At 72.9% G+C, this 19,713-nt stretch carries 19 protein-coding genes; 7 read left to right on the top strand and 12 right to left on the bottom strand.

Annotated features, from left to right (window positions below; translation table 11 throughout):
- Positions 1 to 79: 79 nt before the first annotated feature.
- Both HD593_RS25645 and HD593_RS25640 read left to right on the top strand, forming a co-directional pair.
- Complete coding sequence (locus HD593_RS25645; RefSeq protein WP_185104645.1) at positions 80 to 757, top strand: DUF2306 domain-containing protein; 678 nt, start codon at positions 80 to 82, stop codon at positions 755 to 757.
- A 2-nt stretch (positions 758 to 759) separates the two neighbouring features.
- Entirely contained in the window at positions 760 to 1,920 is a 1,161-nt protein-coding gene (locus HD593_RS25640; protein ID WP_185104644.1) for a metallophosphoesterase, read from the top strand.
- Between the two features lie 33 nt (positions 1,921 to 1,953).
- Here HD593_RS25640 and HD593_RS25635 read toward each other — a convergent pair whose 3' ends face one another.
- The 5 genes from HD593_RS25635 to HD593_RS25610 form a co-directional block, all read right to left on the bottom strand.
- Positions 1,954 to 3,060 carry a hydroxymethylglutaryl-CoA lyase gene (locus tag HD593_RS25635; protein WP_312903702.1) on the bottom strand — a complete coding sequence of 369 codons (1,107 nt, stop codon included), beginning with the start codon at positions 3,058 to 3,060 and terminating at the stop codon, positions 1,954 to 1,956.
- Positions 3,061 to 3,139: 79 nt separating this feature from the next.
- The gene (locus HD593_RS25625) at positions 3,140 to 3,574 is read right to left on the bottom strand and encodes a hydantoinase/oxoprolinase N-terminal domain-containing protein (protein ID WP_246546716.1); all 435 of its coding nucleotides are present in this window, start codon (positions 3,572 to 3,574) and stop codon (positions 3,140 to 3,142) included.
- A 16-nt stretch (positions 3,575 to 3,590) separates the two neighbouring features.
- Entirely contained in the window at positions 3,591 to 4,787 is a 1,197-nt protein-coding gene (locus tag HD593_RS25620) for a CaiB/BaiF CoA transferase family protein (protein ID WP_185104643.1), read from the bottom strand.
- On the bottom strand, positions 4,784 to 5,407 hold the full coding sequence (locus HD593_RS25615; protein ID WP_185104642.1) for a GntR family transcriptional regulator: 624 nt from the start codon (positions 5,405 to 5,407) through the stop codon (positions 4,784 to 4,786). Before HD593_RS25615 ends, HD593_RS25620 begins: the two co-directional genes overlap by 4 nt.
- Positions 5,408 to 5,546: 139 nt before the next feature.
- On the bottom strand, positions 5,547 to 6,293 hold the full coding sequence (locus HD593_RS25610) for an SDR family NAD(P)-dependent oxidoreductase (RefSeq protein ID WP_185104641.1): 747 nt from the start codon (positions 6,291 to 6,293) through the stop codon (positions 5,547 to 5,549).
- Between the two features lie 92 nt (positions 6,294 to 6,385).
- Here HD593_RS25610 and HD593_RS25605 point away from each other — a divergent pair, with 92 nt between their 5' ends.
- On the top strand, positions 6,386 to 6,946 hold the full coding sequence (locus tag HD593_RS25605) for a TetR/AcrR family transcriptional regulator (RefSeq protein ID WP_185104640.1): 561 nt from the start codon (positions 6,386 to 6,388) through the stop codon (positions 6,944 to 6,946).
- Between the two features lie 58 nt (positions 6,947 to 7,004).
- Here the strand turns inward: HD593_RS25605 and HD593_RS25600 are convergent, their stop codons facing one another.
- Positions 7,005 to 8,237 carry a DUF5685 family protein gene (locus tag HD593_RS25600; protein WP_185104639.1) on the bottom strand — a complete coding sequence of 411 codons (1,233 nt, stop codon included), beginning with the start codon at positions 8,235 to 8,237 and terminating at the stop codon, positions 7,005 to 7,007.
- A gap of 103 nt (positions 8,238 to 8,340) precedes the next feature.
- Between HD593_RS25600 and HD593_RS25595 the strand changes: the two genes are divergently transcribed.
- Positions 8,341 to 8,571 (top strand): hypothetical protein, encoded by a 231-nt coding sequence (locus HD593_RS25595; RefSeq protein ID WP_185104638.1) that lies wholly within the window; start codon positions 8,341 to 8,343, stop codon positions 8,569 to 8,571.
- Positions 8,571 to 8,933 (top strand): hypothetical protein, encoded by a 363-nt coding sequence (locus HD593_RS25590; RefSeq protein ID WP_185104637.1) that lies wholly within the window; start codon positions 8,571 to 8,573, stop codon positions 8,931 to 8,933. The genes HD593_RS25595 and HD593_RS25590 overlap by 1 nt, the downstream gene beginning before the upstream one ends.
- Positions 8,934 to 8,945: 12 nt before the next feature.
- On the opposite strand, the gene HD593_RS25585 is transcribed toward HD593_RS25590, so the two are convergent.
- The 5 genes from HD593_RS25585 to HD593_RS25565 all read right to left on the bottom strand — a co-directional run bounded on the left by HD593_RS25585 (position 8,946) and on the right by HD593_RS25565 (position 14,131).
- Entirely contained in the window at positions 8,946 to 10,406 is a 1,461-nt protein-coding gene (locus HD593_RS25585; protein WP_185104636.1) for an alpha/beta fold hydrolase, read from the bottom strand.
- A 97-nt stretch (positions 10,407 to 10,503) separates the two neighbouring features.
- A complete protein-coding gene (locus HD593_RS25580; protein ID WP_312903700.1) occupies positions 10,504 to 10,809 on the bottom strand; it encodes an FAD-dependent oxidoreductase in 306 nt (101 codons plus the stop codon).
- Positions 10,810 to 10,854: 45 nt separating this feature from the next.
- The gene (locus HD593_RS25575) at positions 10,855 to 11,295 is read right to left on the bottom strand and encodes a spore-associated protein A (RefSeq protein WP_185104635.1); all 441 of its coding nucleotides are present in this window, start codon (positions 11,293 to 11,295) and stop codon (positions 10,855 to 10,857) included.
- 132 nt (positions 11,296 to 11,427) lie between these two features.
- Positions 11,428 to 12,717 carry a hypothetical protein gene (locus HD593_RS25570; RefSeq protein ID WP_185104634.1) on the bottom strand — a complete coding sequence of 430 codons (1,290 nt, stop codon included), beginning with the start codon at positions 12,715 to 12,717 and terminating at the stop codon, positions 11,428 to 11,430.
- Positions 12,718 to 12,736: 19 nt separating this feature from the next.
- Positions 12,737 to 14,131 (bottom strand): AlkA N-terminal domain-containing protein, encoded by a 1,395-nt coding sequence (locus HD593_RS25565; protein ID WP_185104633.1) that lies wholly within the window; start codon positions 14,129 to 14,131, stop codon positions 12,737 to 12,739.
- A gap of 111 nt (positions 14,132 to 14,242) precedes the next feature.
- On the opposite strand from HD593_RS25565, the gene HD593_RS25560 reads away from it, so the two are divergent.
- Positions 14,243 to 15,532, top strand: a complete 1,290-nt coding sequence (locus HD593_RS25560) for an MFS transporter (RefSeq protein ID WP_185104632.1) — start codon at positions 14,243 to 14,245, stop codon at positions 15,530 to 15,532.
- Here the strand turns inward: HD593_RS25560 and HD593_RS25555 are convergent.
- Positions 15,488 to 16,888: an alpha-amylase family glycosyl hydrolase gene (locus HD593_RS25555; RefSeq protein ID WP_185104631.1), complete on the bottom strand. Its 1,401-nt coding sequence runs from the start codon at positions 16,886 to 16,888 to the stop codon at positions 15,488 to 15,490. The genes HD593_RS25560 and HD593_RS25555 overlap by 45 nt on opposite strands.
- Before the next feature lie 375 nt (positions 16,889 to 17,263).
- Between HD593_RS25555 and HD593_RS25550 the strand changes: the two genes are divergently transcribed.
- Positions 17,264 to 19,702 carry a tetratricopeptide repeat protein gene (locus HD593_RS25550; RefSeq protein WP_185104630.1) on the top strand — a complete coding sequence of 813 codons (2,439 nt, stop codon included), beginning with the start codon at positions 17,264 to 17,266 and terminating at the stop codon, positions 19,700 to 19,702.
- Positions 19,703 to 19,713 lie beyond the last annotated feature (11 nt).

Here is a 19,713-nt window from a genome sequence, read left to right as displayed (position 1 = left end):
GCTCCCGGGCTGATGCCGGACGAACCGCCGCACCCCATGATGGGCGGTCGTCGGGCCAGTGAAGGAGAGGGAGCCGCACATGAAAGCCGTGGTGAGCCGCCACCGTCAGGGCGGGCCGGCGCGAGCCCGCAGGATCTGGCTGATGCTCGTCGTCGCGGCCGGGTTCGGTGCCGTGCTCGTCACGCCGTACCTCGGGCTCGACAGCGGCAGCAGCCGCATCGACGTCACCGGTGAGTGGTACTACTACCTGCTCGTCGCGCACATCTTCACCGCGCTGGTCGCGCTCGTGCTGGGCCCGCTGCAGTTCGTACCCGCGATCCGGGCGCGCCGGCGGGTGCACCGGACGATCGGCCGCTGCTACCTCCTGGCGGGGGTGCTGCCCTCCGCGCTGGCCGCCGTGCCGGTGGCGCTGCTGTCCGGACGGGTCGTCACCCAGGTCGGCCTGACCGTCCCCGCCGTGCTGTGGCTGGTCACCGGGTGGCTCGCCGTCCGGGCCGCCCGCCGCCGGGACTTCGCGCGCCACCGGCACTGGATGATGCGCAACTACGCGCTCACCTTCCTCGCCGTCACCTCGCGGATCCTGGTGCCGCTCTTCCTGCTGGCCCAGCTCCCGTTCAGTGGAGCGGCCTCGATCGCCGACAGCGCCGAGTCCATGATCCCGATCGGGCAGGCGCTCGGGTGGGTCGTCAACCTCGTCGTGGTGGAGATCCTCATCAGGAGGCCCAACGCCACCGCACGCGTGCAGGCTGGAGGGTGATCATGTCGATTCCCTCCTGGGTCTGGGGCCAGTCGGTGATGTGGCTGCTGGCCCACCTCTACCTGTGGGCCCGCCTCGTACGGGGCACCACGCCCGCCCGGTCCCGGGCCCGCCGCGCGGGCACCGCGGCCGCCGCGGCGCTGGCGACGTTCGTCCCGGCCGCGCTCATCACGCCGTTCTACCTGGACCTCGCCGTGTCCCGATGGATCGCCTGGCCGACCACCATCTGGTACGGGCTGGCCATCTACCTGCTGATCCTGCTCCTCATCGCCGAGCCCGTACGCCTGGCCGCCGCGCTGATCCGCAGGCGCCGCGCCGCCAGGGCGCGGCCCGAGCCTCCGGACGACGCGTCACGGCGGGTGTTCCTGGCCCGCTCGATCGCGGTGACGGCGGGGGCCGCCGCGACGGGCATCGTCGGGTACGGCATGGTGAACGCCCTGGGCCCGCCCCGGCTCGACCGCGTCACCGTACGGCTGCGCCGCGGCGGCCCCCAGGCGAACGGCCTGCGGATCGCCCTGGTCGGCGACATCCACCTGGGGCCGATGCTGGGGCGGGCGCACACCCGGCGGATCGTGGACCTGATCAACGGCACCGGCGCCGACCTCGTCGCGATCGTCGGGGACCTGGTGGACGGCACCGTCGAGCAGCTCGCCCCCGCCGCCGCTCCCCTGCGCGACCTGCGCAGCCGGCACGGCACGTTCTTCGTCACCGGCAACCACGAGTACCTCTCGGGTGCGACCGAGTGGATCGAGGAGCTGCGCGAGCTGGGCGTCCGGCCGCTGCTGAACGAACGCGTGGAGCTGCCCGGCCTCGACCTGGCCGGGGTGAACGACGTGACCGGCGCCCTCCAGGACGACGGGCCCGACTACGCCCGGGCGCTCGGCGACCGCGACCCGGCCCGTCCGGTCGTCCTGCTGGCCCACCAGCCGGTGCAGGTGAACGAGGCCAGGCGCCACGGCGTCGACCTGCAGTTGTCCGGGCACACCCACGGCGGCCAGCTGATGCCGCTGGACCTGATCACCTCCTGGGCGCAACCGACGCTCGCCGGGTACGAGCGCTTCGGCGACACGCAGCTCTACGTGACCAAGGGAGCGGGGTTCTGGGGCCCGCCGGTCCGGGTCGGCGCGCCCCCGGACATCACGATCGTGGAACTCGCCATCTGACGGCCGATCCTCGCGGGCGGCCCTGGCCCGGCCTCAAGGGGGCGGGAAGTCGCCCGCCCGCCCGAGCAGGGCGGGCACCGGCGAGCCCAGCCGCTCGCCGATGAACGCCGCGGCCTCGGTCAGCCGGCGCAGGTCGGCTCCCGTACGGATGCGCGACCTGCGCAGCGCGTACGCCAGGTCCTCGGTGGCGATGTTGCCCGTCGCCGCCGGGGCGAACGGGCAGCCGCCGATCCCGCCGCTGCTGGCGTCCAGGGCGCTCGCGCCGGCCTCGACGGCGGCCAGCGCGTTGGCGTACCCGGTGTTGCGGGTGTTGTGGAAGTGGAAGCGCAGCGGCAGGTCCGTGACCGCCCGCACCGCCTCGGTCAGGTGGCGTACGTCGGCGGGCACGCCGACGCCGATGGTGTCCGCCAGCGCGATCTCGTCCGCGCCCGCCTCGGCGCAGCGCCGGACGATCGCGGCCACCTGGCCCGGCGGCACCTCGCCCTCGAAGGGGCAGCCGAACGCGGCGCCGACCGTCGCCGTCACCCGCAGCCCGGCGGCGTGCGCGCGGGCGGAGACGGCGGCGAAGGAGCCGAGCGCGCCGGCGACGCTCATGCGCTGGTTGCGCCGGGAAAGGGTCTCGGTGGCGACCACGGTCACGTTGACCTCGTCCACCCCGGAGTCCAGGGCGCGCTCCAGGCCGCGCTCGTTGACGATCAGGCCGATGTAGCTCAGCCCGTCGCGCCTCGGCACCCTGGCCATCACCTGCTCGGCGTCGGCCATCTGCGGGACCAGGCGCGGGTGGACGAAGCTGACCGCCTCGATGCGGGTCAGCCCGGCGCCGGCCAGCGCCGCGATGTAGGCGACCTTGTCGTCGGTACCCACCAGGACGGGCTCGTTCTGGAGCCCGTCCCGGGGGCCGACCTCGACGAGGTCCACCTCGGAGGCATGCGGGGACAGCCGGCGCAGCACCGCCTCCTCGTCCCGGACCTCGCCGTACTTGGCCTGGACGTCGAACAGGCTCGCCTCGTGCGGCCCCGGGCCGCGGTCGCCGACCGCCTGGCGGACCACCACCGGGGCGAAGCCGTGCTGCACCGCGTCCACGGCGCTGGCCCGTACGCAGCCGCTGGTGGACACGCCCGCGATGAGCAGCGTGTCCACCCCCAGCGCGGTCAGCGTGGAGGCGAGTGGGGTGCCGAAGAACGCGCTCGCGTACTACTTGACGATCACCACCTCGCCCTCAACGGGCGCCGTCGAGCGGCGTCACCACCGTACCGTCGGCGGCGACCCGCTCGACGGCCTCCACGGTGTCCTCCAGCGCGGCGAGCGGCTCCGGTTTGGGCCAGATGATCCATCCCGCCAGGCCGCCCGGCACGAACGAGCGGGCGATCTGCAGCACCTGGCGGAAGCCCGCCGTGGTGACCAGGCCCACCCTTTCGCCCTTGCCCTCCAGGATGGCGTTGGTGGCGATCGTCGTGCCGTGCAGGATCTCCCCGATCTCGTCCGGGGAGACGCCTGCCGCCGCGCACGCCTTCTCGACGCCGGCCAGGACACCGATCGACTGGTCGTGGGGAGTGGACGGAGTCTTGGCGCGGAAGGTCCGGCCTGACTCCTGGTCGATGAGAAGGATGTCGGTGAACGTCCCTCCGACGTCCACCCCGAGCCGGTAGCGCATGGGGGGTTCCTCGCTTCTAGATGACTCCGGCCGTGGACAGGCCGGTGATCTCCTCGGGGGAGAGCCCGAGCAGGCCGCCGTACACCTCCTCGTTGTGCTGGCCGAGCGCGGGCCCGGCGGTGCGGACCCGGCCGGGCGTGCTCGACAGCTTCGGCGCCACGTTCTGCATGGCCACCTCGCCGAAGTCCGGGTGCGGGACGCGGACGATGGCCTCGCGGGCGGCGAAGTGCGGGTCGGCGAACATGTCCTTGGCCGTGTAGATCCGCCCGGCCGGGACGCCGCCCTCGTGCAGCAGCCGGAGCAGCTCGTCGGCCGGGTGCCCGGCGGTCCAGGCGGCGATGATCCCGTCCAGCTCGTCCATGTTCGCGCCGCGGGCGCCGTGCGTGGCGTACCTCTCGTCCTCGGCCAGCGCCTCGGCGCCCATGACGCGGGCCAGGCGGGCGAAGACGCTGTCCTGGTTGGCGGCGATGAGGATCGCCTCGCCGTCCCCGGTGGGGTAGACGTTGCTGGGCGAGACGTTCGGCAGGACGGGGCCGGTGCGCTCGCGCTGGTAGCCGGCCTGCTGCCATTCGGGCAGCAACGACTCCATCATCGCCAGCACGGCCTCGTAGATGGCCGAGTCGACCACCTGCCCGCGGCCGCTTCGCCCCCGCTCGTGCAGCGCCACCAGCGTGCCGACGCAGGCGTGGGTCGTGGCCAGCGAGTCACCGAGCGAGATCCCGGCCCGCGACGGCGGCCGGCCGGGGTCGCCGGTGACGTGGCGGATGCCGCCCATGGCCTCCCCGATCGACCCGTAGCCGGCGCGCGGCGCGTACGGGCCGGTCTGCCCGAACCCGGTCACCCGCGTGATGACCAGCCCGGGGTTGATCGCGTGCAGCTCGTCCGGCGACAGGCCCCAGCGCTCCAGCGTGCCGGGCCGGAAGTTCTCCAGCAGCACGTCGGCCTCGGCGATCAGCCTCCTGAGCAGGTCCTGGCCGCGCGGGTCGCGCAGGTCGCAGGTGACGGACTTCTTGTTGCGCGCCACGACCGGCCACCACAGCGACTGGCCGTGCGGTTTCTCCCTGCCCCACTGCCGCATCGGGTCGCCGCGGCCCGGATCCTCCACCTTGATCACCTCTGCGCCGAAGTCACCGAGCAGCTGCCCGCAGAACGGCCCCGCCAGTAACTGGCCGAGCTCGATGACGCGGACGTCGTCCAACGGGAGGTGTGTCATGCCCTCTTCCTCGGTCCGAGCAGGGAAGCGCGGGCCGAGAACAGGTGCGCCCGCATGACCGCCTCCGCCCATTCGGGGTCCCCGGCCCGCACGGCCGCCGCGATCTCGATGTGGTGGTTGACGCTGCGCCGCATCGCCTCCTCGTCGAAGGCGCTGTACGTGCGCAGCAGGATGGGCGAGTGGACCAGCGCGCTGATCGACTGGGCGAGCACGGGGCTGCCGCCCAGCCGTACCAGCTCCTGGTGGAACTCGGCGTTCAGCCGGTAGACCGCGTCGATGTCGTGCCGCCCGGCGTGCTCGCCGAGCGACACGGCCACCCGGTGCAGCCGCGCCACGTCCTCGTCGGTGGCGGTCACGGCGGCCTGCCGGGCGGCCAGGCCCTCGATCCTGGCGCGCAGCTCGAAGATGGTCTCCAGGTCCGCCGCCGGATACTCGACGACCCTGGCGCCCCTGTTGGCGGTGATCTCGACCAGGCCCTCGGCCTGCAGGTGGCGCAGGGCCTCGCGTACCGGGGTGCGGCTCACCTGGAGCTGCTGGGCGAGCTCGACCTCGCCCAGCCGGTCGCCGGGGGCGTAGCGGCCGGCGAGGATCAGGGTTCTGAGGTCATCGATGACGGACATGCATACATCCTCACGCCGAATGCCCCGATTATGGGGATTTATTGGCTTAGAGGCGAGACTTATGCATACATGTCACGGCGGACAGGCCGCAGCTCGGTGGTCGCCCGCCCCTGCGCCGTGCCGCGGCCGCGCGTCGTTCTCAGGCCGCGGACCAGCCGCCGTCCACCGGGACGATCGCGCCGTTGATGAAGGAGGCGGCGTCGGAGGCGAGGTAGAGGGCGGCGTCGGCCATCTGCTCGGGCTGGGCGAGGCGTTCGCCGAGGGCGAGGACGGGGCCGAGGCGGGCGGCGCCGACGGGGTCGAAGGAGGCGCCGGTGGCGATGTTGGTCATGGTGGGGCCGGGCAGGATGGCGTTGCAGCGGATGCCGTCCTTGGCGTAGGCCCAGGCGACGCTCTTGGTGAGGCCGACGACGCCGTGCTTGGAGGCGGTGTAGGCGGCGCCGGCCGCGCCGCCGCGGATGCCGGCCTCGGAGGCGGTGTTGACGATGGCGCCGCCGCCCTGGCCGAGCATGTGCGGCAGGACCGCGTGGGTGACCAGGAAGGTGCCGGTGAGGTTCACGCGCAGGACGCGTTCCCACTGGTCGAGGGGGATGTCGGCGGGCAGGGCCATCGTGTCCATGATGCCGGCGTTGTTGCACAGCACGTCGATCCGCCCGTACGTGCTGATCGCGGTCTCGACCAGGGCCTCGACCGAGGACGCGTCGCCGATGTCGGCCGTGGCGGCGACGGCAGAGTCCCCGATCTCGCGGGCCACGTCGCCGGCGGTGCCGGCGTCGATGTCGCAGGCCACCACGCGGGCGCCCGCCTTGGCGAAGGCGACGGCCATCGCCCGGCCGATCCCGGAGCCCGCGCCCGTGACGAGGGCGACACGGTCGTCGAAGGTCATGCTCACGGAGGGTCCCTTTCGGTCGGAGGAGGGCGCGCGGGTCCTGCGGCCAGCCAACCGGACTTGAGCGTCCGGTTGGTACGATAGCCGGTGTGACCGCCACCCGTCGACCCAACAGAGGCCCGAAGGCCGCGGCGCACAACCGGGCGGCGCTCATCGCCGCCGCCCGCGAAGCGTTCGCCACCGCCGGCTACGACGCCTCGCTCACCGACGTGGCGCGGGCGGCCGGGGTCGGCCAGGGCAGCCTCTACCGGCACTTCCCCGACCGGCTCAGCCTCGCGCTGGCCGTCTTCGACAGCAGCATCGCCGAGCTGGAGGCGCTGGCGGCCAAGCCGGGCACCACCCTGGAGGAGGTGCTGGCCCTGGTCACCGAGCAGGCCATCGCCTCGACCACGTTCATCCGGCTGGTCACCATGCCGCCCCAGCCCGACCCGCGCATCCTCACCCTGCGCGAGCGCGTGGGCAGGCTGCTCGCGACCGGCCTCGCCGAGGCCCAGCGTGCCGGTCGCGTGCGTGCCGGGGTGACGACCCACGATCTGCTGCTGGCCATCGGCATGCTGGCGCTCCTGCTCGCCGAGATCCCCGACGAGGCCGAGCGCACGCAGGCCGCCGAGCGGATCTGGCAGATGCTCCGGCACGGCATCGAAGCCTGACCCGGGCTGCGGCGGGCGGGCGGGCCAGGTCGCCGCGTAACCGCTGTGCCCGCGGAGATCAGTCGCAGCCGCAGCTGCAGCCGTCGCAGCAGCAGCCGTCCTCTCCCGGGCAGCAGGAGGTGCAGTTGCCGCAGTTGCCGCAGCAGTCCCAGCCGGAGCAGTCGAAGCGCCCGCAGCAGGAGCTGTCCCGCTCCTCGTCCCAGGCGGGCCGGTACAGGCCGCACGTGCAGCAGGTCAGCGTGGTGCACACCAGCGACAGCAGCCCGCCGGGATCCTGCTTCCGCGGCCGCCGCGGCGGCGCGCCGGGTTCGCCGGGCGGGTGACCAGTGCCGGGAGGGTGACCGGTGCCGGGAGGGTGACCGGTGCCGGGCGTCCCGGCGAAGGTGCCGGCGGTCCCGGTGCCGGGCGGGGCGGTGGCGGTGGCGGTGGCGGTGGCGGTGGCGGTGGCGGTGGTGAAGGCTCGGGAGACGGCGTGTCCGGTCTCCCGCACCAGCAGGGCGCGCGTCAGGGCGGGGCGGGGCAGGTCCAGCTCGTCCACGGCGGCGCGCAGCTCCGCGTGCGCGGCGTCGCAGTGGCGGCGCGCCTCCTCCAGGCCGGTGCCGGTGGCGGCCAGCGGGTTGTACGCCCCGGACGCCCGGTCACCGGCCAGGTCCTCCACCGCGTCGATCAGGTGTGCCAGCCTGCCGAACCCGCGACCGGCCGCCTCCAGGGCCTCCCGGTTGTGCGGCTTCCCCGCGAGCACCGCCGTATGCCCGAACGCGGCGGCCACGGCGTCCTGCGTAGGCCCCGTCAGCTCTCGTAACCCCGGGGCGGGAGCACGTTCCAGGAGGGCCTGGCGGCCGGCCGCCGACGTCAGCGGGGCGGGGTCGAAGCCCAGCGTGCCGGCCATGGCCGTACCGGCGGAGGACCAGCGGCCCGCCAGGCGGGCGGCGCCGGCGGCCACCGGGCGCCGGGCGTACACGCCGTCCCCGTCCGCCACGTGGTCGCTCACCTTGCCGGCCGCCAGGAGCAGCGACACCGAGGCCGCCAGCCGGACCCCCTCGGACTGCGCCACGTCGGCGCTCTTGAACCCGCGCAGCGCGCACGGGGCCGCCCTCCGCCGCGACGTGGACGCGGGCGACTGGCCCTCGGTGAGGACGGACACGAGCAGGCCGTCGTAGTTGGTCACCAGCCGGGACAGGTGCCCGTGCTCGTCACGCAGCGCCAGGCAGAGCCCGCACAGATGGCCCAGCCAGTCCGCGTAGAGCCCCTTGCACAGGACGTGCCGACATGGGCGGACAATGCCGAACATACGTCCCCTTATGCGCACAGTAGACAGCCAACCGTAACACCGCGAGCGCGACGGTCAGGCGTCCGCCTTGTCCCACGCGGTGGGGCAATTTAAAATGATATTGGTGCGCGCGTGGGCCTGGGTGCGCATCCCCGACGGCGCCAGGGTGCCGGTCCACTGGGGAGTGCCGCGCGGCGCCGGGTTCCGGCTCGGTGACAAGAGCGAGGCACTGCTCATGCCTCCGCTGCTCATGCTGGCGATCGCCGTGACGTTCGCGGTGCTGCTGCCGCTGCTGCGACGGCTTCGCGGCCTCCGCGCCCGCGTGGAACGCTCGGCCTCGGCCTGCTGGCACTGATGACGTGCACGCACGCGGGCATGGCCGTGGACGCGGCCGTCGGCGGTGGGCCCATCGCGCGCTTCGCGGCCACCGGCACCGCGGTGCTCCTCATCGCCCTCGGGATCGCCGCCCCCTCGATCCGCCAGGACTCGGCCTTCTGGATGCGCGGCGTCCTGGGGATGCCGGGCGACGCAGACACCCGCATGCGTGCACTGCGGTTCGCGAGCAGGCTGCTGCTCGGGTCGGGCGCGGTCGTGCTGATCGCCGCCCTCATCGCGCCCGAGCCTGCCCTGCTGCCCGTGATGCTCGCCGCCGCGGTGCTGCCGGGGCCGGTCGCCTACGCCTACGCCTGGCGCACCGCGGGCGTGTACGGCCGCTGACGGGCATCCAGGTCACTCGGCGGGGCAGGTGGTGCCCGGCTCGGGCAGGGTCAGGCGGGTCAGGTACTCGGTGGCGTGCCGGATGGGGCATTTCCTGCCCGACAGGTACGCCACATGGCCGGGCCCCTCGTAGGCGACGGTCACCGATCCCGGGATCATCCTGGTGAAGCTCTCGGTGATGACGTAGTCGTTCCACGTGCTGCCGGCTCCCAGGAACGGCGGCAGGCCGCGGACCGGCAACGGGCGGGACGGGTTGGCGACCGGGAGCGGCCATCCGGCGCAGCCGAGCGCGTCGAAGGCCGCTCCCCCGAAGTTCGGGGAGATCCTCTCCGCCTGGCGGCGGACCTTCCGCAGCTGGGCGTAGCCGGTGTAGCCGCGGTCGTCCGCGCAGGTCATCGCCAGCGCTCCGGGCATGGCCCAGACGCGCGCGTTGCCGAGGACGGAGTCGGCGAAACCGGAGCCGTCCCCGTTCCTGGCCTTGTCCACCGCGTCGGCGAAGGACAGCCACCGCGCGTGCTCCGGTCCTGGATCGGTGCTGAAGGCGAAGGTTCTCAGGTGCCATCCGGTCAGCTCGCCCTTGCCGAACTCGGACGAGGTGACGGGGATCGGCCGGCGATCGGCGTCCCGGGTGAGCTTGCGCCAGATCGCCCCTGCGTCCTCACCGTGCAACGCGCACGCCGGGGTGCCGGCACACCACGTGGTGAACCGGGTGAACACCCGCTCCCGGACGGGCAGGCTCCGCAACGCCTGGTCAGGCCAGCCGTTGACCTGGTTGGCCGTCCCGTCGAGGTACATGGCCCGGATGCGCTGCGGGAACAGCCGGGCGTACGCGGCGGCGGGCACCCCGCCGTAGGAGTTGGCCATGAAGCTCAGCCGTTCCTCGCCGAGGGCCTGGCGGACCGCGTCCATGTCCCTGGCCACCGACAGGGAGTCCAGGTGGGAGAACAGGCCGGTGCTGTCCGCGTTCCTGCACTGCTCGAAGGCCCTGGCCATCGCCGCGGCCAGCGTCTCGTACTGCCTGCGGTCGCGCGGGTCGGACAGGACCGTTCCCGGCCGCATGCAGGACGGCGGCACGTGATCGCGCCAGGCGACGTTGCGCGGCCGGTAGGCGACGAGGTCGAAGCCGCGCCGCAGTTCGGTGAGGTCGGCCGCGGCGTGCTTCAGGTCCTCGATCCCGTCGGCGCCCGGGCCGCCGGGGACTCCCAGCACGCTGCCGATCCGGCGGGCGGGCTCACTGGCGGGCAGCCGGGCGAGCTTCAGCGTCAGCTTCGGCCCATCCGGCTCGGCCCAGTCCACCGGGACCTCGATCGCGGCGCACTGCATCCCGGCGGGCAGGTCCTGGCCCGCGCAGTCGCGCCAGGCCGGCTGCGGGACCCGAGCGGCCGAGGCCGGCGGGGTGATGCCTGCCAGCGTCGCCACCGCTACCCCGATGACCAGCCCTCCAGCCCTGGTTCTCTGCTTGGTCGTCGTCATGGTGCCCACTCTGGCGTCGCCGGCCGGGCGGCCACCACCGGGACGTCCTCCGTCATGACCGCGGGCTGTCCCCCCGTGGACGGCAGGAACGAGGACGTCAGTGGCCGCCGGCGGTGGCGAAGTCGGGCAGCTCGGTGGAGAGCAGTTCGGCGGCGGCGCCGTCGAGGAGCCGGGCCATCTCCGTGGAGCGCGGCAGCATGGTCTGCTCGTAGGCGTGGACGGCCTCGTCGAGGGTGTCGTGGCGGGCGATGGCCAGGGCGAGTTCGCAGGCGTCCAGCAGGGCGAGGTTGACGCCGACGCCGAGCGGGGGCATGAGGTGCGCGGCGTCGCCGAGCAGGGTCACCGTGGGGTCGTGCTCCCAGGTGTGCGGGACGGGCAGGGCGCCTTCGACCTCCTGGAGCACGGCTGGGACGCCCTCACCCGAAACAGGCCGTGAGCGGAAGCGGTGTCATCCGCAGTGGACGCTTCTCTTGGACACGAAACCCGTTCCGCGGGTGCCCCTGACGTGCGCGGCGACATTGATGCACGTGTTTCTGGCGGAGACGTAAACGGGACCGGCGTAGTACTTGTAGTCCCCCCAGTCGGTGTCGGCCCAGCGGGTCGAGCCGGTCGTCTCGATCCGCACCGACTTGTAGTCGGCCCGGCCGTAGTTCGCTCCGAAGCCGTAGGCCAGCGCGCAGTTCTTGCCGGTGGCGGCGCTCCACCGGACCTCGAGAGTGCCGTACTTCGTGCCGTCCTTGGCGATGGTGTAGGAGCCGACGAGCTTGTAGCCGCTCCCGCACGGGTTGGCCGCGCCGGACGCGCCCGCCGGGGTGGCGGTCAGCGTGACCGCGCAGGCCGCGAGGGCCACGACGCTCGCCAGGGTGGCCGGCATTCGGTGAATGCGCATGTTCATCCTCTTCGGTTTCGACAAGACGGGTAACGCCTGCTCAATGAGGCGCCCGCGAGCCTATTTCCGGCAGCGGGGAAAGTCCCTGGCACAGCGTCCACACCCCTTGACGCTGCCTCCACTCGCGAGCGGTCAGGCGACCGGGGCGAGCCTGTCCAGCGTGCGCTTCAGTGCCGACTCGCCGCGCTCGAACACCGGCTCCGGATCCACCCCCGCCGGGCCCTGCCAGCGCAGGTAGACGGCGATCGCACCCTTCCGTACGGCGACCGCCACATGAGCGTAGGAGTCGCGGTAGCCGGAGGCGGCGGTCGCCTTCGGGTGACGCGCGGCGAACCGCTCGACCTCCCCCGCCCACTCCCCGTGCCGGAACGCCGTGACCGACGGCGCGACCCGCTTGGCTTCGGTCTCGTCGCTGTGCGCGAAGCCCGGGTCGGAGTACCCGCAGGGATCCGGCGCCGGGGATCCGGCCTGGTCGTGCAGCCAGGCCCGCCGTACCTGCTCGGCCTGCTGCTCGTCACCGGCCACGGACACCAGCTCGTGCACGGCGACCTCGCCGAGCAGCGAGCGCTCCACGGACGGCAGGAACTCGGGAAGGTGCTCCCGGGACGACAGCGCGCCGCAGGACAGGTCGTTGCTCATCGGGGGCCCGTCCCCCTGCTCCCGGGACTGGCGCGGCTCGAAGGGCCGCGGCCAGACCTTCAGCCGCTCGCCGTAGGCGCCGGGATCGGGCAGGGCGTCGACCAGGCGGGTCATCAGGTCCTGAGCCCGCGGCGCGGTCACGGCGCCGTCGGCCACGGCCAGCACGGACTCGGAGACCTTCAGCCCCGTCTCGGCCCAGTCAGCGCCGGGCGAGCCGAAGCCGCCCCGGATGTTCCACCCCAGGTCGACGACCCACGCGCCCTTGTTCACCACCAGCTGCCCCGTGGTGAACGGCTTGTAGAAGAACGGGTCATCGGTGTCGCTCCCGGCCCGCCCGCTGGTGATGACCTGCGTGCCCGACCAGCCGTCACGGCCGAACGCGGACACGGTCGTCTCCGCGTCCATCCCCTCGCCCAGGGTGCCGCTCGCCGGTCCCGCGCAGCCGCGAGCCGCCTGCGCGGCCTGGGCCACCAGGCGGGCCGCCTGCTCCGTACCGGGCATCAGCATGAACCGCGCGTGGACCGGCGGATCGGTCTTGAGATGAGCGACCAGGACGGGAAAGCCCTGCGGCTCGGCGGGAGCCCGCGGGTCGAAGGTGCCCTGGCACAGCTGGAACACATCGCCCGCCGCGGGGTAGGGATGCTCCCCGCGCAGCTCGAACGGGCGCAACCGGCGCGCGACCTCCTCGACCGAGCGGGCGGGCTCGGGGAAACCCGGCAGCTCCACCGGGCTGCCGCACCCGGCCAGGACCAGCAGCACGACGATGACCAAGATCCGCCTCATACCGGTGAGACGGCGCCCATCACCGGAAGGTTCGGCCGCCTGGCAGGTGTGCCAGGTGCTGGGTGGCGTAGGAACGCCAGGGTCGCCACCGCTCCGGCCGGCCCGGCAGGCGGTGGAGGGCGCGGCGTACCGGCAGGTGCGGCGGGAGGACGTCGGGGTCGCCGAGCGCCCTCATGCGGATGTACGCGACCGCCCACCGGCTCATCCCGGGCAGCTCCGCCAGCTGCTTGCGCGCCTGGTACGGGTCGCAGCCGTCGTCCAGCACGACGGCTCCCCCGGCGAGCGCCCTGGCCAGCGGGCGCTGGGCCGTGCAGACCGGCTCGGCCTCGGCCAGGACGGCCGGGTGCGGGAACACGTGGGTAACGCCGCCGGCCGGGCGGGCGAGCGGCCTGCCGTACCTGGTGACGAGGCCGGCGAGCACGCGGCGGGCGGCCTCGGCGCGCCTGCGGCGGCTCACCACGGCGCGGATCGCCAGCTCGCCGGGGTCGGCGCAGCCGGGCACCCGCAGGCCGGGGCGGGCCGCGACGAGCGGCGCGAGCGCCGGGTCCGCGCGGAGGGCGGCGTCGATGGCCTCCTGGTCGGCGTCCAGGTCGAGCAGCCGCCTGCACCGCCGCACGGCCGCGGTGAGGTCTCTGAGGTCTTCCAGGTGGAGTTCGCAGGAGATGTACGCGGGTCCGGGCCGCAGCGTGACGACGCCCGCGCCGTGCGGCAGGGCCAGCGACCTGCTGTAGGCGCCGCCGGCGTAGTGTTCCAGGCCGGGGACGGCTCGCGCGCCCAGGTAGCCCAGGAGGGCGGGGACGTCCATGGGCGGCCGGTAGGCGAGCCGCACCGTGAGGGCGCCCGGCGCCGGGGCGGGACCGGCGGCCAGGCGGAGCCGGCTGGGCGTCGTCGCGTACACCTGCCGGATGGTCTCGTTGAACTGCCTGATGCTGGCGAACCCGGCGGCGAACGCCACGTCGCTGACCGGCAGCGAGCCGGACTCCAGCAGGATCCGCGCGGTCTGCGCCCGCTGCGTCCTGGCCAGGGCCTGCGGTCCTGCGCCGACCTCGGCCACGAGCAGGCGATGCAACTGGCGGGGGCTGTAGCCGAGGCGGGCGGCCAGCCCGGGCACGCCCTCCCGGTCGATGATCCCGTCGGCGATCAGCCGCATCGCCCGGCCGGCCAGGTCCGTGCGCGTGTTCCACTCCGGCGAGGCGGGAGCGGCGTCGGGACGGCACCTCTTGCACGCCCGGAACCCGTTCACCTGCGCCGCTGCCGCCGTGGGGAACAGCCGGACGTGCTGCGGCTTCGGCATGACGGCCGGGCAGCTCGGGCGGCAGTAGATGCGGGTGGTGGTGACGGCGACGTAGAACCAGCCGTCGAAGCGTGGGTCCCGGCTCTCCATGGCCGCGAACGCGACCTCGTCCTCGATCACCCTCCTTATCGTGCCATTTCCAGACAGACGGGACTGGCGGGCATCGGCCGCGGACGTCGGTGGCCGATGCCCGCCAGCATCCTGCCGCGGCTGCCGCCACGCTGGGCCACCATGACAGTCAACGATCTTCTCCGGGGCAGGACGGCCGGCTACCGGCGGGTGTTGTCACGGCGCGACTTCCGCCTGTTGTGGCTGGGCTCGTCCGTTTCGCTCGTGGGGGACGGGATGACCTTCGTCGCCCTGACGTGGCTGGTGCTGTCCCAGCCGGACGGCGTGCGGCGGCTCGGGTTGCTGACGGTCTGCTACACGCTGCCGGTGTTCGCCGGGGGGCTGCTCAGCGGTCCGGTCCTGGACCGGTTCGACAAGCGGTACGTGCTCGCCGCCGACAGCGTGATCCGGGGCGCGGCGATGGCCTCGATCCCGGTCATGTCCGCGCTGGGGGAGGTGCCCGCGGCGCTGCCGTTCGTGGTGGCGGCGGTGTACGGGCTGTTCAAGATGGTGCCGCTGGCGGGGTTCCCGGCGGCGATCCCCGACCTGGTCCCCGAGGAGGACCTGGACGTGGCCAACGCGCTGGAGAGCCTCGGCTTCAGCCTCGCCGGGGTCGCGGGGCCCGCGCTCGGCGGGCTGCTCATCGCCGGCTTCGGGGGCGAGGCGGTGCTCGCCTTCGACGCGGTCTCCTTCGCGCTGTTCGCCGCCGCCGCGCTCGCCGTCCGCCGCCCCCTGACGCCGGGCGCACATGACGGCACGGCGGCGCCGGGCGCGCGTGAGGGCGCTGCCCGGCCGAGCGGTCTGCGGACGTTGCGGGACCGGGCTCTGGTGGCGACCACGCTCGCGTTCATGGCGTTCAACGTCGCCACGGGCATGCTGCTCGTCGCCGGGCCGTGGCTGGCGGCGACCCGGCTGCCCGGCGGCCCGCAGACCCTGGGCCTGCTGCTGGCCGCGCTGGCCGCCGGCGAGCTCGCCGGGGCGGCGCTGGCGGGGACCGGTGCCGGGCGGCGGCGCCCGGTCAGGGCCATCGCCGTGGTGCAGCTCGCCGCCGCCACCGGTTTCCTGGGACTCCTGGCGGCGCCGCACCTGCTCGGGGTCGCCGCGGGCTACCTCGTCATCGGGATGTTCAGCGCCCCGATGACCATCTGGGCGCAGTCGCTGCGGATGGCGCGCATCCCGGCACCCCTGCGCGGCCGGGGCTTCGCCCTGCTGAGAACGCTCATGCAGGCGACACCCCCGCTCGGCGCCGCCATCGTCACCCCGCTCCTCGCCGCCGGCGCCCTGGCGCCGCCGGTCCTGGCCATGACTCTCGTCGCGGGTGTACCGGCGCTGGTCCTGCTGGCCATGACCGGCCGCGTCCGAGCGCGATCACGACCGGACGATCACACCGGTGTCAGGAGGGAGGAGATCTGAGGAGAGCCGCCCGGTGGAGAACCGGACGTCACCCTCGACGCGGCGGACCGGGCCGGCTCCGAAGTTCAGCTGCGCCGTCTCGGAACCCCGGCGGTAGATCAGCTCGCCCGCGGACGCCTCGATCACTTCGACCGGCCCGCTCAGCTGCCGCCTGAAGGAGATCAGCGCCCGGTAGAGCTCGATCATCGAATGCGGATCTCCCAGCTGATCGGCGACGTTGCAGTCGGCCGGGTCGATCATGGGCAGCCAGGGCGCGGCCGTGCTGAACCCGCCGGTGGCATCCCACTGCATCGGATGGCGTACGGCGTCACGCCCGCTCCGGTCGAACGCGACCGGCCCGCCGGGCCCGTCGATCATCCCGATCTCGTCGCCCTGGTAGATGAAGGCCCAGCCGGGGAGGGTCAGGAGCAGCATCGCGGCGATGCCGGCCCGGGGCCGCCCCCACCGGCTCACCATCCGCGGCAGGTCATGGTTGGACAGGGCCCAGGCCGGCCGGCCGTGGATCCCCGCGCCGTCGATGATCGGCGCGATCGCGGCGCCGTCCAGGCGGGCCCGGAAGAACTCGAAGGAGAACGCGCTGTCGGCGATCTCGAGATAGGGCTTGAGAGCGGTACGCGGCAGGTCGGCCTCCACGAGGAAGGACGTCCCGGGAAAGGCCGCCTTGAGCCTGGCGAGCTCGTCCAGCACCTGCGGCAGGTTGGTGGTGTGGAGATGCTCCAGCTGCCAGTAGTCCGCCCAGTTGTCATTCTCCCGGCCGGCGATGCCGGTGCCGGTCGCACGTGGTTCGTCGCGCAGTTGCGGGTCCACGGCGAGCCCGTCGATCGAATCCAGCCGGAAACCGTCCACCCCGCGATCGACCCAGAAGGCGATGACGTCATGCATGGCGTGACGGACGTCGGGATTACTCCAGTCGAGGTGCGGCTGTTCGGGATAATAGCGGTGATAGTAGTATTTGCTCGTTTTCTCGTCGAACTGCCAGGCCGAGCCGCCGAAGGCCGAGAGCCAGTTGTTCGGCCTCTCCTCGGACCAGAGATAGCGCTCCGGATGCGCGCGGAACCACGGATGCTCAATGGACGTGTGCGAGAGGATCATGTCGAGAATGACCGCGATATTCCGCGCGTGCGCTTCCCTGAGCAGCTCGTCCATATCGCCGATGGTGCCGAATTCGTGGTGGATCTCGCGGTAGTCCGATACGTCGTATCCGAAATCGAACTGCGGCGAGGCGAAGACGGGGGTCAGCCAGATGCCGTCCACTCCGAGGGCGGCGAGGTGGTCGAGACGGGAGATTATTCCTTGGATATCGCCTACGCCGTCGCCGTTGGCGTCCGCGAAAGACCGGACATAGATTTGGTACATCACCGGATCGTCAGGGATCCGTCGTGAGCTCACTGTCGCTCCCCGTCCTTTGGCCGGCGACCTCCGGTAGTTTCGCTGCCCCGCAGCCTAGCGCATGCCGAGTCACCCTCCGAGCGCTCGGGCAGGAACGCATATCTAGCCTTCCGGATAGCAAACGATAAGGCCGTATTGAGACGCCGAGGTCGCCGAATGGTATGTTATTTCCCGTCATCTGAGGCCGTTCGGGGAAAACGTGACACGTCCGTAAGATCGTGAACGCGAGGCGGTGGATGCGCTGATGAGACGCCGCGGAGCCGGGTAGTGTCAAAGCTCAAACAAGCCGGATTACTCACCTTATGGCTTGGCGCGGCGGGGGCAGGCGCCGTTCTCGCAGGGATGCAGGACCAGTCGTGGTGGGTGCTGGCGGCCACCGGCATCACCGGGGTCGTCATCCAGACCTTCTCCTCGCTGGTCGACGTCGGCCGGCTGACGGGACGCCAGGACACCACCCGGGCGATCACCGCTCCCGTGCCGCGCCAGCTTCCCGCCGACCTTCCGGATTTCGTCGGTCGGGATCGGGAGATCGCCGTGCTGCGAGCCCCGCCCGCGCGGCGGAAGGACGCCGCCACCACCGACATCCGGCTGGTGTACGGGCAGGGCGGCGTGGGGAAGACCTCGCTCGTCGTGCACGCCCTGGAACTCGGCTCCGCCGGCTTCCCCGACGGCCAGCTCTACGTCGACCTGCAAGGGTACGGCCCCAATCCGCTCTCCCCCGCCGAGGCGCTGAGCGGCTGGCTGCTGGACCTGGGCGTCGACGAGCGGCTCATCCCCGCCACGCTGACCGAGCGCAGCAGGGCGTTCAGATCCCGGATGGCCGGGCGGCGCGCCGCCGTCTTCCTCGACAACGCGGGGTCGGAGGAGCAGGTGCGCCCCCTGCTGGTCGCGGGCGGCGGCTGCGTCACCTACATCACCAGCCGCGAGGCGCTGGGCGGCCTGGCCGCGACGGTCCGGATCCCCCTGGACGGCCTGTCCGTGTCGGAGTCGGTGGAGCTGCTGTCCCGCATTCTCGGCAGGGACCGGATCCAGCAGGAGGAGCAGCCCGCGCAGCAGCTGGCGAGCGCGTTCGGCGGCCTTCCCCTGGCGTTGCGGGTGCTCTCCGGGAGGCTCGTGAGCGAGCCCCGGCCGCTGGCCACGTTCCTGGCGCGGCTCGACCGCAGGCGCGCAGCAGGACAGCTGCTGTCCGAGCTGACGTTCGGCGACCTCAGCGTGGCCGCGAGCCTCGCGCTGAGCAGGGAACACCTGCCGCTCCCCACCCAGACGGCCTTCGACCTGCTGGGCCTGCACCCGGCGGACGAGTGGTCGGACTGGTCGGTGGCGGCGCTGTGCGAGTGCTCGCTGCTGGACGCGCAACGGCTGCTCGAACGGCTCACCGGCGCCCAGCTCGTGAAGACCCGGACGGTCGCCGGCACCGACGAACCCCGCTACTACCTCCACGACCTGGTGCGTGAATTCGCCAGAAACCAGGCGGTCCTGAACATGCCGGAGGAGTCGCGCGAGCAGGCCGTCCGCCGGATCGCCTCCGCCTACCTGGCGATGACGGACCTCGCCGACGAGGCGATCCACCCCGGCGGCGTCCGCCATCAGGGCCGCACGCAGGCGCCGCGCTACCCCCTGGACCCGGACCTCACCGGCCGCCCCGTCTCCGATCCCTTCGGCTGGTGCCGCCTGGAGCGCGATTCGATCGCCGCCCTCGTGGCCGCGTGCCATCGCATCGGCGCGTGGTCGTTGTGCTGGGAGCTGTCGGACGCGGCCAGCGTCGCGCTGGAGAACCTCCGGAGCTGGGACACCGGGATCCGCTGCGCGGAACTCGCGCTCGACGCCGTCCGGCACCTGGACTCCGACCAGGCCCGCGCGGCGATCCTCAGGAACCTCGGCGAGGTCGACCGGGAGATCGGGGAACGAGATCGCGCGATCGCCAGGCTGGAGGAGTCGGTACGGCTGTTCGACAAGGTCGGCGACGAGTACGGCGTGATCGACGCGAGCTGCAACCTCGGCCTGGTGCAACTGCGGTGGGGAGACCCGAACGCGGCGGAGCAGATCTTCCTGACGGCTCTCGACCGCGCCCGCAAGATCGCCGACGTCCGGGGCGAGGCGTGGACCCTGGAGATACTCGGCGAGTGCGCGATGATCCTCGGCCGGCGCACTGCCGGTGTCCGTTACCTCCAGGACGCCACCGAGCTGTTCGCGGCGGCGGGTGAGCGGCGGGGTGAGGCGTTCGCCCTGTCGAACGAGGCCCTGCTGATCATCGACGACCTCGGCTGGCTGCCGCTGCCCGCCCTCGCCAGGGACGCCCTGCCGCCCGCCGCCGAGCAGGACGCGCACCACGCGAGCGCCCTGCTGGACAGGGCCGAGAAGATCTTCGACGTCCTGGGCGACGCCCGGAACTCGGCACTGGTCGCCGTCGCGCGCATCCGCATCAAGATCCTCTCGGGCAGGGACCGGGAGGCCGCGAAGGACGCGCGGAGAACCGAATCGATGGAGGGCTTCGACCTGGACTGGCGCCTGCGGGGGCTGCTGCTGCACTGCGAGGCGGTGCTCGCCCACCGGTCCGGCTCGGTCAGGTCGGCGCTGGCCAAGTGCGAGGAGGCGCTCTCGCTCGTCCAGCCGTTCGGCGACAGACCGGCGACGGCGAGCATGACGCTGCACGCCGGCCTCCTCAGGAAGACCATGGGCGAGCAGGATGCCGAGACGCGGGTGCGGAAGGCACAGGGGATCTTCCGGGAGATCGGGAGAACCGACGGCGCCCAGCTGTGCGACCGGATACTCGCCGGATGACCGACGTCGGA

It is taken from the genome of Nonomuraea rubra (assembly GCF_014207985.1).
Taxonomy (GTDB): domain Bacteria; phylum Actinomycetota; class Actinomycetes; order Streptosporangiales; family Streptosporangiaceae; genus Nonomuraea; species Nonomuraea rubra.
This window is presented reverse-complemented; position numbering and strand designations above follow the sequence as displayed.